A 13077-nucleotide genomic window follows, 5' to 3' on the forward strand; every position below is an offset into this window, starting at 1 on the left:
TACATACCAGACGGAGCGACCGTGCTGTTGCCGCGCGGGGTCTTTGCCGTCCGGTTCGTCATTCCCTTCGCGCTCTCGTCCCGTCTCCGGGATCTCAGGGATTCATCTCGCGAAGGAGATCTCCGTGACCAGCAAGTCCGCAGCCGCGGCAGCACGGGCCACCGTGTACGGCTACCCCCGCCAGGGACAGAACCGGGAACTGAAGAAGGCCATCGAGGGCTACTGGAAGGGCCGCGTCACCGCCGACGCCCTCCGTGCTACCGCCACCGGCCTTCGTCGCACGAACTGGCATCAACTCGCCGAGAGTGGCATCCATGAGGTGCCCACGGGCGACTTCTCGTACTACGACCATGTCCTGGACACCACCGTCATGGTGGGCGCGATCCCCGAGCGGCACCGCGCAGCGGTCGACGCCGACGCGCTGGGCGGCTACTTCGCCATGGCGCGCGGTACCCAGGAGGTCGCTCCGCTGGAGATGACCAAGTGGTTCGACACCAACTACCACTACCTCGTCCCCGAGCTGGGCCCGGACACCGTCTTCAGCGCGAACTCGGTCAAGCAGGTCGCGGAGCTGAAGGAGGCCCTCGCCCTGGGGCTGACCGGACGCCCCATCCTGGTCGGTCCGGTCACCTACCTCCTGCTCGCCAAGCCCGCTCCGGGCGTGCCCGCCGACTTCGAGCCGCTCACCCTCCTGGACCGGCTGCTTCCCGTGTACGCCGAGGTCCTCGCCGATCTGCGCGCGGCGGGCGCCGAGTGGGTGCAGCTCGACGAGCCCGCCCTCGTGCAGGACCGCACGCCGGCCGAGCTGAACGCCGCCGAGCGCGTCTACCGCGAGCTGGGGGCTCTGGAAGACCGGCCGAAGCTGCTGGTCGCCTCCTACTTCGACCGGCTCGGCGACGCGTTGCCGATCCTGGCCAAGGCTCCGGTCGAGGGCCTCGCGCTGGACTTCACCGAATCGGCGGCAGCCAACCTGGAGGCGCTGGCCGCTGTCGGCGGACTGCCCGGCAAGCGCCTGGTCGCCGGAGTCGTCAACGGCCGCAACATCTGGATCAACGACCTGCAGCAGTCCCTGTCCACGCTCGGCACCCTCCTCGGACTCGCCGACCGTGTCGACGTCGCCGCTTCCTGCTCGCTGTTGCACGTGCCGCTGGACGCAGCAGCCGAGCGGGACATCGAGCCGCAGATCCTGCGCTGGCTCGCCTTCGCCCGGCAGAAGACCGCAGAGATCGTCACCCTCGCCAAGGGCCTGGCCCAGGGCACCGACACGATCGCCGCCGAACTCGCCGCAAACCGCGCCGACTTGGCCTCCCGCGCGAACTCCCCCATCACCCACGACCCAGGCGTCCGGGCCCGCACCGAGGCCGTGACGGACGCCGACGCCCGCCGCTCCCAGCCGTACGCCGAACGGGCCGCCGCCCAGCGCGCCCACCTCGGCCTGCCCCTGCTGCCGACCACGACCATCGGCTCCTTCCCGCAGACCGGCGAACTGCGCACCGCCCGCGCCGGCCTGCGCGCCGGACGCATCGACACGGCCGGCTACGAGGAGCGCATCAAGGCGGAGATCCAGGAGGTGATCTCCTTCCAGGAGAAAGCCGACCTGGACGTCCTGGTACACGGCGAGGCCGAACGCAACGACATGGTCCAGTACTTCGCCGAACAGCTCACCGGCTACCTCGCCACCCAGCACGGCTGGGTCCAGTCCTACGGCACACGCTACGTCCGGCCACCGGTCCTGGCCGGCGACATCTCCCGGCCCGAGCCGATGACCGTGCGCTGGACGACGTACGCGCAGTCCCTCACCGACCGCCCAGTCAAGGGCATGCTCACCGGGCCGGTCACCATGCTCGCTTGGTCCTTCGTCCGCGACGACCAGCCCCTCGGCGACACCGCCCGCCAGGTCGCCCTCGCTCTGCGCGACGAGGTGGGCGACCTGGAGGCGGCCGGTACCTCCGTGATCCAGGTGGACGAGCCCGCGCTGCGCGAGACCCTGCCGCTGCGCGCCGCCGACCGGGCCGCCTATCTGGCCTGGGCGACGGAAGCGTTCCGGCTCACCACCGCCGGGGTTCGTCCGGACACCCAGATTCACACGCACATGTGCTACGCCGAGTTCGGCGACATCGTCCAGGCCATCGACGACCTCGACGCCGACGTCATCAGCCTGGAGGCCGCCCGCTCCCACATGCAGGTCGCCCGCGAACTCGCCGCCCACGGCTACCCTCGCGAGGCAGGACCGGGTGTCTACGACATCCACTCCCCCCGGGTGCCGAGCGCCGAGGAGGCCGCTGAACTGCTCCGCACCGGCCTGAAGGCCATCCCTGCCGAGCGACTCTGGGTCAACCCCGACTGCGGTCTGAAGACCCGCGGCTGGCCGGAGACGCGCGCGTCCCTGGAGAACCTGGTCGCAGCGGCCCGCACCGTCCGCGGTGAACTGCCCACCGCCTGATTCCGATCCCAGTGGGCCGGGACGCCACCAGCGTCCCGGCCCCGTCGTGACAGCAGACGGCTACGCGGCGCCCGGCACCGCCCGCTGGCCCGGACCGTCGTAGGAGGCCAGCGGGCGGATCAGCGCGTTGTGGGCGAGCTGCTCAGTGATATGCGCGGTCCAGCCGGTGATCCTGCTCATCACGAAGATCGGAGTGAAGGCCGGGGTGTCGAAGCCCATGAGGTGGTAGGCGAGGCCGGCCGGGTAGTCCAGGTTCGGATGGATTCCCTTGCGGCTGATCATCGCGTGCCGCAAGGCCGCGTGCAGGGTGGCCATGCGGGTCAGCTCGGGATCCGCGGCACGTACCACCAGCCGGTCGAGGGCGTCCTGCATGATCGGGACGCGGGAGTCGCCGTGCTTGCCCTACGCGGACTTCCACGCGACGGCCGAGGACCTGCGGTACGACATCGAGCTGCTCTCGGCCCGCTTCGGCGTCGGCTTCGAGACGGCCTGCCACCGCCTGAACACGCTGCAGCGCACGGGAAGCCGGGGCGTGCCGTTTCTCCTTCCTGCGGGTGGACCGGGCCGGCAACATCTCCAAGCGGCAGTCGGCCACCGACTTCCACTTCTCCCGCATGGGCGGCACCTGCCCGCTGTGGACGGTGTACGAGGCGTTCTCCGCACCGGGCCGCATACTGACGCAGGTCGCCGAAATGCCGGACGGGAAACGGTACTTCTGGGTCGCGCGGACCATCACCCGCGGCGGGTTCGGCCACCACGCCCCGCGCGCCGAGTTCGCCATCGCCCTCGGCTGCGAGCTGCGGCACGCACACCGGCTCGTCTACACCGAGGGCATCGCCCTGGACGACCCAAGCGCCGCCACCCCCATCGGCCTGGGCTGCCGGATCTGCGAACGCCGCGACTGCGCCCAGCGCGCCAGGCCCCCGGCCGGCGGACGCCTCGCCATCGACCCGGACCGGCGCACGTACGTGCCGTACGCCGTGGAGAGCAGCACCCCATGACACCGACAGCAGGAGCAGCCACGTGACCAGCCGTGTCACCTTCGTCTCGCCCGCCACGAGCCCGTCGCTGCGGCAGGCCCGCTTCTACGACGGCGACTCGATCGACGACATCGGCGCGGCCCGTGCCCGGGAGGCCGCCGGATCGCTGCCCGTGGCGGCGCGTGTGGTCGTGTCTCCGGTGTGCGCTGTCGGGAGACGGCGGCTGCTCTCGGCCTCGACGGCGTGGACACACGGGAGCTGGGCGGACTGGACGTGGGCCGCTGGCGAGGCCGCACGCTGGAGGCGGTGGCGGCTACCGAGCCGGAAGCCGTGGCCCGCTGGCTCACCGACCCGGGGAGCGCACCACACGGGGGTGAGTCCATAGAAGTCCTGTGTGGGAGAGTCGCGCGGTGGCTGGAGGAAGCGACAGCTGTCGACGGTCGTGTGCTCGCTGTGGCCGAGCCGGAGGTGGTGCGGGCGGCGGTCACCGAAGCGTTGGACATACCCGCCGCTGCCTTCTGGCGCCTTGATGTGTCTCCCCTTACGGTGACCGAGCTCAGCGGCCGGGCTGGGCGCTGGAATCTGCGGCTCGGGCGCCCCCTGACCGTGCCGGACATCGACTAGAACTCGGTCACCGGCGGTTCAGGACGCCGGGTCCCGGTGACGGCGCAGCAACGCCGCCAGCTCGCAGCGCAGGCAGGAACCAGCGGTGTTCGTCCGGGCGGACGTACTTTCGGCACAGGGCGTCGACGATGTGTGGACCTGCCCGGTGCAGTCCTCCCCCTCTGAGGCGATCAGTGTCTCCAGGTCGTGGAGCAGTTGTTCGGTGCGTTTGGCCTGCTGGGCGAGCACCCGCACCCGGGCGCTCTGACCGCCGATCTGCCTACGGCTGGCAATGAGTTGGTCGTATTCCTCCCGGGTGAGGGCGACCGCCTCACGGCCGCCGAGGGTGATGTGGCGCGGCTGGGGGGTTCTGGCCACTCGGTTCCTCCGCTCATCGGCCGGGGGTCCGCGTCGGGTCGGGCTGCACTGTCGATCCGTACTCACTCGTGCGTCGGACTCGGTGTCCGGAGAACGCCAGAGGGCCCCCGGATGGTTCCGAAGGGCCCTCTGTTGTCCGGAAGGAATCAGTGCGCGGCCGGAACCGCGCGGCCGCTCGCGGCCGTCGCCGGCTTGGGGTTCAGCAGGCGTTCCGCGAGTTCACCGAAGAGCAGACCGAAGCCGGCCCACAGGACGGACTGGATGGCCAGTGCGGACAGCCGGAACCGCCACAACAGGGCGGCCGGGAAGTCCTTCGGCACCTCGTTGATGACCGGCAGGAACGCGTAGGCCAGACCGATCACGAGGGCGAACGCGGCCACCGCGACGACCGTCGCCCACCAGGTGCCCAGGCTGGGCGCCAGGCGCTTGCCCAGGATGGTGGCGGCGACCGCGAGGAGGACGCTGAGCAGCATCATCAGGAAGTACAGGGTGGTCCGCTTGCTGATGGTGCCGGGGTCGCCGACAGAGGGCGGGTTGGCCGGGTACTTCAGGAACGGCACGACGTACACGGCGAGCAGGGCGCAGCCGGACAGCAGCAGCGCGGTCGCTCGCGGGCTAAAGCGGCCCACGCGGCCGAGCGCGAAGCAGTAGGCGAGCGCGGCGATGCCGCCGAAGGCGACCCCGTAGACGAGGACGCCGGTGGCGAGGCCGGCGGTGGACTGCAGGGAGCGGGAGACGACTTCCATCTCGTGCTCGTGGGAGTGGGCGTCCTCGAAGGCGATCGCCTTGTCGACGCTCGGCTCACCGAGGAGGTAGGCGACGACGAGGGCGAGCACGCCGGCGGCGAGGCCGGCGAGCATGCCCCGCACGAGGAGGTTTCTAACCGTTGCGGAGTTCATGGGTGTGCGCGGTCCCCTCGGTTCAGTGGCAGGGGAAGCCGAGCAGGTGGCGGGCGTCGTGCACCCACTCGTGCACGTCCGTGCCGTTGAACACGGAGGTGGCGCCTTGCTCCGCGCCGACAAAGTACAGCAGGACCAGCATCAGGATGCCGAAGAAGACGGCCCAGGGCGCTATGGCCTTCAACGGCAGCGTGGCGGGAACGGCGGGGGTGGTGGCTGTCGGCTGGGCGACGGTCTGCGCCATGGCAGAACCTCCTCTGGGAGTTCGCGTCCCATCTCGGTGGTGCACAGGACGACGGCCACGGGTCTGACTCACGCAACGCCCCAGAAGGGGGTCCCGCATACAGTGGCGCGACCGTGCCGGATTCTGACCGGCTTCCGTTTCGCCGTCGTCGATATCGGACAGACCGTACCGCGTGGCGCGGGCATGGCCAAGACCGCGTCCGCCCGGCGTAACCTTCCTCTCCCGCCGGACGGACGGCACGGGCACGGGCTTCGTGGTTCAGCGGTGACGGAATACCGGTGGTCGTTTACCGACGAACGCTCCCATGCCTTCTTTCTGGTCGGTGGTCGCGAACACGGCGTGGAACAGACGGCGTTCGAAGCGGACGCCTTCCGTGAGTGTGGTCTCGAAGGCCCGCCCGACCGCTTCCTTCGCCATCATCGCGACCGGCAGCGACATGCCGGCGACCGTCTCGGCGACGGCCAGGGCTTCGCCGAGCAGGTCGTCGGCGGGGACCACACGGGAGACCAGTCCGGCTCGCTCGGCTTCAGTCGCGTCCATGGTGCGCCCGGTCAGGCACAGCTCCATGGCCTTGGCCTTGCCGACAGCGCGGGTCAGGCGCTGGGAGCCGCCGATGCCCCCAGCTTGATCTCGGGCTGGCCGAAGACGGCCGTGTCGGCGGCGAGCAGGATGTCGCAGAGCATGGCGAGCTCGCATCCCCCTCCCAGGGCGTATCCGGCGACGGCGGCTACGGTGGGAGTGCGCAGCTGTCCGAGGCGGTCCCAGGCGGCGAACCAGTCGGCGAGGTACATGTCCATGTATTCCTGGGGCTGCATCTCCTTGATGTCGGCGCCGGCCGCGAACGCCTTCGCCGATCCGGTGATCACGATGCAGCCGCACTCCGGATCCCGGTCGAGGGCCTCGGTGGCGGCCACCACCTCGTTCATCACCTGGAGGTTCAGGGCGTTCAGGGCCTTGGGTCGGTTGAGGGTGAGCAGGGCGGTACGGCCCTTCCGCTCGACAAGGATCGTCTCGTACTCGACAGCCGGTTCCGCAGTCACGCCTGTTCTCCGCTCTGGTCCCTGATGGTGCGCACGATTCCGGAGAAATCCTCAGCGGCTCCGGTCCGCTCGGCGTAGGCGGCGTACAACTCGGCTGCTCGCAGGCCGAGTTCCGCCTGCACTCCGGCCGCCTTGACCGCGTTGGCCGCGAGCCCGAGGTCCTTGGCCATGAGGGAGGCGGCGAAGCCCGGCCGGTAGTCCCTGTTGGCGGGACTGGTCGGCACGGGTCCGGGGACGGGACAGTTGACGCTGAGCGCCCAGCACTGCCCGGACGCCGTGGAGGCCACGTCGTACAGGGCCTGGTGGGACAGGCCGAGGCTCTCGCCGAGGACGAACGCCTCGCTCACGGCGATCATGGAGACGCCGAGGATCATGTTGTTGCAGATCTTGGCAGCCTGCCCGGCACCGGCGCCGCCGCAGTGGACGGCCTTCTTACCCATGGCTTCCAGCAGCGGCCGCGCCTCGACGAACTCCGCCTCTCCCCCGCCGACCATGAAGGTGAGCGTGGCCGCCTCGGCTCCGACCACCCCGCCGGAAACCGGTGCGTCCAGGGCCCGCATTCCGGCGGCCGCCGCACGCTCATGGGCGGTGCGGGCATCGGCGACGTCGATGGTGGAGCAGTCGACGAAGAGAGTGCCCGGCCGGGCCGCCGTCAGGACAGTGTCGTAGAGGTGCAGGACGTGGCTGCCCATGGGAAGCATGGTGATGACCACTTCGGCGTCGGCGACCGCGTCGACCACTGACGACGCGGGTTCCACCCCCGTCCGCGTGGCGCCGTCCAGGGCGTCCGGTACCAGGTCATGGCCGCGGACACGGTGGCCCGCCTTGACCAGGTTGGCGGCCATGGGGGCGCCCATGTGCCCGAGTCCGATGAATGCGACGGTACGGTTCACCAGGCCACCTCCGTGGCGGCGTCAGGTCCGGCGAGTCCGAGTTCGTGCTCGCCGAGCGGGGCGAAGAAGCATTCGACGTCGGCGTCCGTCACCTCGACCAGGGTGGCCGGCGACCAGTGCGGGTCGCGGTCCTTGTCGATGACCTGGGCGCGGATGCCCTCCACCAGGTCGGGGGTGCGCAGGGCGGCGCACGAGACGCGGTACTCCTGGTCGAGGACCCGCTCCAGCGGGCCGAGGCGCCGGGCTCGGCGCACCGCGGCGAGGGTGACCTTCAGGGCGGTGGGGGACTTGGCGAGCAGGGTCTCGGCGGCCTCCTTGGCAGCGGGGTCGCCGTGCGCGAGAAGCCGGTCGACGATTTCCTCGACGGTGTCGGCTGCGTAGCAGGCGTCGATCCACTCCCGCCGACCGGCCAACTCGCCTCGGGGCGGCGGCTGTACATGGCCGGCGAGCGCCTCTCGCACGGGATGGTCGGCGAGATCGCTGACGAAGTGCGGGACTGCGTCGGCCGGTACGAAGTGGTCGGCGAGTCCGCAGAGCAGGGCGTCACCGGCACCGATCTGTGCGCCGGTCAGTGCCAGGTGGTCGCCCAGTTCTCCGGGGGCGAGGGCGAGCAGGTAAGTGCCTCCGACGTCCGGGACGAAGCCGATCCCGGTCTCCGGCATGGCGATCCTCGACCGCTCGGTGACGATACGGACGCTGCCGTGCGCGGAGACGCCGACCCCGCCGCCCATCACGATGCCGTCCATGATCGCGACGTACGGCTTGGGGTAGCGGGCGATGCGGGCGTTGAGGCGGTACTCGTCGCGCCAGAACGCGGCCGAGGCAATGCCGTCGCCGTCTCGGGCATCGTCGTGGATGCCGCGGATGTCGCCGCCGGCGCACAGGCCGCGCTCCCCGGCGCCCGTGATGACCACGGTCTCCACGGCCGGGTCGCGTTCCCAGGATGTCAGGGCCGCGTCGATGCGGCGGGCCATCTCGTGGTTGAGGGCGTTGAGGGCCCTGGGCCGGTTGAGGGTGATGTGGGCGGCCCGGCCGGTGGTGTGGAACAGGACGGGTTCGTCGGTGGCGGTCATCCGAGCGCCTCCGTCAGGCCGCGGGCCACGATGACGCGCATGATCTCGTTGGTTCCTTCCAGGATCTGGTGGACGCGCAGGTCGCGGACGATCTTCTCGATGCCGTACTCGCTGAGGTAGCCGTAGCCGCCGTGCAGTTGGAGCGCTCGGTCTGCGACCGAGTACCCGGTGTCGGTGGCGAACCGCTTGGCCATGGCGCACAGGTACGGCGCCTGCGGGTCACCCCGGTCGAGCGCCTGCGCGGCCTGCTGGACCAGGGCACGGGCTGCGGCCAGTTCGGTCGCCATGTCGGCGAGCCGGAAGCGCAGTGCCTGGGCGTCGAGCAGCCGGGCGCCGAACGCTTCCCGGTCGGCGAGGTGGGCGAGGCTGCGGTCGAGGGCGCTGCGGGCGCCTCCGAGGGAGCAGGCGGCGATGCCGAGGCGGCCGCCGTTCAGGCCGGTCATCGCGATGCGGAAGCCCTCGCCCTCGCGGCCGAGGAGCCGGTCGGCGGGCAGCCGTACGCCGTCGAGGACCACTTGTCGGGTGGGCTGGGCGTTCCAGCCCATCTTGCGTTCGTTCGGACCGAAGGTGAGACCGGGGTCGTCCTTGTCGACGATGAACGCGGAGACACCGTCCGCGCCGGTGCCGCCGGTGCGCGCCATCACGACGTACACCTGGGAGGCGCCCGCGCCGGAGATGAACTGTTTGACGCCGGTCAGCACATACTCGTCGCCGTCCCGTACGGCCCGGGTCGTGAGGGCCGCCGCGTCCGAGCCGGCTCCCGGCTCGGTCAGGCAGTAGCTGGCCAGGTCCTCCATGGCGCACAGCCGGGGCAGCCACCGCTCCCGCTGGGTGTCGGCACCGTAGCGGTCGATCATCCAGGCGACCATGTTGTGGATGGAGAGGTACCCGGCGATGGACGGGCAGCCGGAGGCGAGGGACTCGAAGACGAGTACGCCGTCGGCCCGGCTGAGGCCCGAACCGCCGTACTCCTCACGGACGTAGACGCCGCCGAGGCCGAGCCCGGCCGCCTTGCGCAGCACGTCGACGGGGAAGTGCTTGTCCCGGTCCCAGTCGAGGGCGCGGGGTGCGAGATGGTCCTGGGCGAAGTCGAGTGTGGTCTCCACGAGGGCCTGCTGGTCCTCGGTGAGCAGGGTGGTGGTCATACGGCGCTCATCCCATCGTGGGGATCGTGAAGCTCGCACCCTCGCGCAGGCCGGCGGGCCAGCGGGAGGTGACGGTCTTGGTGCGGGTGTAGAAGCGGATGGCGTCCGGGCCGTGCTGGTTGAGGTCGCCGAAGCCGGAGCGCTTCCAGCCGCCGAAGGTGTGGTAGGCGACCGGCACCGGGATGGGCACGTTGACGCCGACCATGCCGGTGTTCACCCGTCGGGTGAAGTCGCGGGCGGTGTCCCCGTCGCGAGTGAAGATCGCGACGCCGTTGCCGTAGGGGTGCTCGCTGGGCAGGCGCAGGGCCTCGTCGTAGTCGGCGGCGCGCACCACCGACAGCACCGGCCCGAAGATCTCCTCCTGGTAGATGCGCATCGCCGGGGTGACCCTGTCGAACAGCGAGGCTCCGGCGAAGAAGCCGCTCTCGTGACCGGGCAGGACGAAGTCCCTCCCGTCCACCACGAGTTCGGCTCCCTCCTCGAGGCCGAGGTCGACGTAGGAGCGCACTCGGTCCACCGCCTCCCGGGTGACCAGTGGACCGAAGTCCGCCTCGGGGTCGTCGCTGCGGCCGATCCGCAGGCTGCCGATGCGCTCCTTCAGCCGGGCGACCAGCGCGTCGGCGGTGTCCTCGCCCACCGGTACGGCGACGGAGATGGCCATGCAGCGTTCACCCGCCGATCCGTACCCAGCGCCGATCAGGGCGTCCACCGCCTGGTCCAGGTCGGCGTCCGGCATCACGATCATGTGGTTCTTGGCGCCGCCGAAGCACTGGGCGCGCTTGCCGTGGGTGGCGGCGGTGGCGTAGACGTGCGCGGCGATCGGTGTGGAACCGACGAAGCCCAGGGCGGCGACGCGCGGGTCTTCGAGGAGGGTGTCGACGGCTTCCCGCCCGCCGTTGACGACGTTCAGGACGCCGGCCGGCAGTCCCGCCTCCAGGAAGAGTTCGGCGAGCCGGAGCGGGACGGACGGGTCGCGTTCGGAGGGCTTGAGGACGAAGGCGTTGCCGCAGGCCAGCGCCGGGGCGGCCTTCCACAGGGGGATCATCGCCGGGAAGTTGAACGGCGTGATCCCGGCGACAACGCCGAGCGGCGCGCGCAGCGAGTGGACGTCGATGCCGGTGCCCGCGTTGTCGGTGAACTCGCCCTTGAGGAGGTGCGGGATGCCCGTGGCGAACTCCACCACTTCCAGGCCGCGTTGGATGTCGCCGTGGGCGTCGGCGATGGTCTTGCCGTGCTCGGAGGACAGCAGCCGGGCCAGCGCGTCCTTCTCCTGCTCGACGAGCTGCAGGAAGCGCAGCAGCACGCGGGCGCGGCGCTGCGGGTTCCACTCGCCCCACTCGCGCTGGGCGTCGACGGCGACACCGATCGCCGCCTCGGTCTCGGCCCGGTCCGCCAAGGGCACGCGGGCCTGGACCTCGCCGGTGTTGGGGTCGTACACGTCACCGTGGAACCCCGATGTTCCCGGGGTGTGCTTGCCACCGACGAAATGGGTCAGCTCACGTACGTCGGTGGGGTCGTTCGGACGGATCATGGGTGCCTGCTCTCGTCAGGTGAGGGTGATCCGGGATGGCCGCGCCGAACCGGCACACGTGGACGCGGTGGCGTACACAGGCGTGCGGGGGCGGCGCGAGAACGCGAATGGCGTGCGAACCGTCAAGCGGTGACGACGGGAATGCGGCGTGTATGACGCCTGCGGCGGAGTCCGCCGGGATCGTGAATGCGCACCGGTGCCATGCGTGTCAGCTCCATCCTCGTGGACAACACGGAACATCCCACGGCCGGTATCCTGACTCCCGGATCAGCGCGCGCCGTCCGCCTTCCCGACATCCAGCTCGTCAGTGGCGTCCTGCTCGACGGCGTGCTCCCCGGTCACAGTGGCGGGACCGTGCCGGAATCACACCGGCTTCCCTGCACCGCGGGCCTACCCATCGAATATATAGTTGGACGTCCTAGTAAATCCACCCCCGCAAGCCGGGTTCCGGTGGTGTTCGAGGTCAGCGGGGTTCGGATTCGGCCGTCCGGGGGGCCGCGAAGCGCACGGGCGCCCGGAAGCGGGCCTTGCGTGCGGCGCGCCGGAAGGTGGTCAGCACGGCGGGGCCGGCCAACAGCACGCACGCGAAGTTGGTGATCGCCCGCCCGGTGTCCCAGCCCAGCGAGGTGGCCAGGTCGAAGGCGATGTAGCGGTGCCACTGCTCGGTGAAGGGCAGGCCCGGGAGGTAGGCGATGGAGCTGTTGGGGTCCAGGGAGAACGGCCAGAAGGAGAGGTTGAGCAGGAAGCCGAAGAGGTAGCCGGACAGCGAGCCGTACACGGCCAGCATCAGCACCTCACGCCGGCCGCTCGCCCCAGGCAGAAATCCGGCGAGCATCCCCACGAAGGCGCAGCCGAACATCTGGTACGGCATCCACGGTCCCACTCCCCCAGTGATCAGGGCGGAGGCGAACAGCGAGGTGCAGCCGAGGACGAAGCCGAAGCCGGGGCCGTAGACCCGCCCCGCCAGCACGAGGACGAAGAAGACGGTCTCGATGCCCGCCGTGCCGGCACCGAGCGGGCGCAGGGCGGCGTTCACGGCGGAGAGTACGCCCAGCATGGCGAGTGCCTTGGAGTCGATGCCGCCTTCGGCGATCTCCGACAGCACCACGCAGAGGACGAGCACCAGCAGGACGCCGAAGATGAGCGGGGGCGCGTAGTTGGAGCCGAACTTGCCCGGCGCGACCACGAACGGCCAGAAGAAGGCGACCAGTCCGAGGAAGGCGGCCAGTGCCATGACCACGCCGACGCGTGGGGTCAACCGGATGGCCGTGCCGATGCGCGTGCTCATGGACGTGTTCCCTCGTCGTCGGCGGTCGCCAGTTCCCGCGCCACTTGCCGGACGGTCAGGTAGGGCAACGGGGCGAGGATCTTCGCCGTCTGGGGGGCGAAGGTCGGTGAGGAGACGATGACTTCGGTAGTGGGTCCGTCGGCGACGACGTCTCCCTCGGCCATGACCACCACCCGGTCGGCGGCGCGTGCGGCGAACTCGACGTCGTGGGTGGAGATGACGACGGCGCGGCCCTCCGCCGCGAGGGCGTCCACGATGCCGATCAGTGCCGTCTTGGCCCGGTAGTCCAGGCCGCGGGTCGGTTCGTCCAGCAGGACGATCCGGGGCGCGGCGGAGAGCTGGATGGCGAGGACGAGCGCGAGCTTCTGGCCTTCCGACAGATCGCGCGGATGGGTGGCGTCGTCGATGCCGGGCGCCAGCCGGCTCGCGGAGTTGGGGACCGCCACGTCCGGCGGCCCGGTGAGCCAGAGATGGCGGCCGCCGCTCGGGGTGAGGACGACGACGGTCTCGGGGATCGTGAACCGGTGCCGTACCGCGAGGGCGCGCAGCGCGGCCGGGGA

At 70.7% G+C, this 13077-nt stretch carries 10 protein-coding genes, 4 pseudogenes and 1 riboswitch; of the genes and pseudogenes, 3 read left to right on the plus strand and 11 right to left on the minus strand.

All coding sequences use genetic code 11. The annotated features are described in order from the left end of the window. The first annotated feature begins 124 nt into the window (after positions 1-124). Entirely contained in the window at positions 125-2443 is a 2319-nt protein-coding gene (metE, locus tag CCN33_RS08990; RefSeq protein WP_086692979.1) for a 5-methyltetrahydropteroyltriglutamate--homocysteine S-methyltransferase, read from the plus strand. A gap of 60 nt (positions 2444-2503) precedes the next feature. On the opposite strand, the pseudogene CCN33_RS08995 reads toward metE, so the two are convergent. Then, positions 2504-2842, minus strand: a pseudogene (locus CCN33_RS08995) (citrate/2-methylcitrate synthase); the annotation flags it as partial. Between CCN33_RS08995 and CCN33_RS09000 the strand changes: the two are divergent. Next, a pseudogene (locus CCN33_RS09000) lies at positions 2841-3444 on the plus strand (helix-turn-helix domain-containing protein); the annotation flags it as partial. The pseudogenes CCN33_RS08995 and CCN33_RS09000 overlap by 2 nt on opposite strands. A gap of 22 nt (positions 3445-3466) precedes the next feature. After that, a pseudogene (locus CCN33_RS09005) lies at positions 3467-4047 on the plus strand (histidine phosphatase family protein). Between the two features lie 18 nt (positions 4048-4065). Here the strand turns inward: CCN33_RS09005 and CCN33_RS09010 are convergent. From CCN33_RS09010 to CCN33_RS09055, 10 genes and pseudogenes are all read right to left on the minus strand, one after another. Continuing rightward, positions 4066-4404, minus strand: coding sequence for a hypothetical protein (locus tag CCN33_RS09010; RefSeq protein ID WP_086692981.1), 339 nt, complete (start codon positions 4402-4404; stop codon positions 4066-4068). A 146-nt stretch (positions 4405-4550) separates the two neighbouring features. Beyond that, the gene (locus tag CCN33_RS09015; RefSeq protein ID WP_086692983.1) at positions 4551-5303 is read right to left on the minus strand and encodes a CbtA family protein; all 753 of its coding nucleotides are present in this window, start codon (positions 5301-5303) and stop codon (positions 4551-4553) included. A 22-nt stretch (positions 5304-5325) separates the two neighbouring features. Continuing rightward, positions 5326-5547 (minus strand): CbtB domain-containing protein, encoded by a 222-nt coding sequence (locus CCN33_RS09020; RefSeq protein ID WP_086692985.1) that lies wholly within the window; start codon positions 5545-5547, stop codon positions 5326-5328. Positions 5548-5805: 258 nt separating this feature from the next. Then, a pseudogene (locus CCN33_RS09025) lies at positions 5806-6587 on the minus strand (enoyl-CoA hydratase). After that, positions 6584-7480: a 3-hydroxyisobutyrate dehydrogenase gene (gene mmsB, locus CCN33_RS09030; protein ID WP_086692987.1), complete on the minus strand. Its 897-nt coding sequence runs from the start codon at positions 7478-7480 to the stop codon at positions 6584-6586. Before mmsB ends, CCN33_RS09025 begins: the two are co-directional and overlap by 4 nt. After that, a complete protein-coding gene (locus tag CCN33_RS09035; protein ID WP_086692989.1) occupies positions 7477-8553 on the minus strand; it encodes an enoyl-CoA hydratase/isomerase family protein in 1077 nt (358 codons plus the stop codon). The genes mmsB and CCN33_RS09035 overlap by 4 nt, the downstream gene beginning before the upstream one ends. Next, complete coding sequence (locus tag CCN33_RS09040) at positions 8550-9698, minus strand: acyl-CoA dehydrogenase family protein (protein ID WP_086692991.1); 1149 nt, start codon at positions 9696-9698, stop codon at positions 8550-8552. Before CCN33_RS09040 ends, CCN33_RS09035 begins: the two co-directional genes overlap by 4 nt. A gap of 7 nt (positions 9699-9705) precedes the next feature. Beyond that, the gene (locus tag CCN33_RS09045; RefSeq protein WP_086692993.1) at positions 9706-11229 is read right to left on the minus strand and encodes a CoA-acylating methylmalonate-semialdehyde dehydrogenase; all 1524 of its coding nucleotides are present in this window, start codon (positions 11227-11229) and stop codon (positions 9706-9708) included. Positions 11230-11457: 228 nt separating this feature from the next. Further along, a riboswitch (cobalamin riboswitch) is annotated at positions 11458-11631 on the minus strand. 61 nt (positions 11632-11692) lie between these two features. Beyond that, entirely contained in the window at positions 11693-12517 is an 825-nt protein-coding gene (locus CCN33_RS09050) for an ECF transporter S component (protein WP_086692995.1), read from the minus strand. Then, a partial coding sequence (locus CCN33_RS09055) for an AAA family ATPase (RefSeq protein WP_140394491.1) occupies positions 12514-13077 on the minus strand: 564 nt, incomplete at its 5' end. The genes CCN33_RS09050 and CCN33_RS09055, both read right to left, overlap by 4 nt.

This window comes from Streptomyces recifensis (assembly GCF_002154615.1).
Classification (GTDB): domain Bacteria; phylum Actinomycetota; class Actinomycetes; order Streptomycetales; family Streptomycetaceae; genus Streptomyces; species Streptomyces griseoluteus.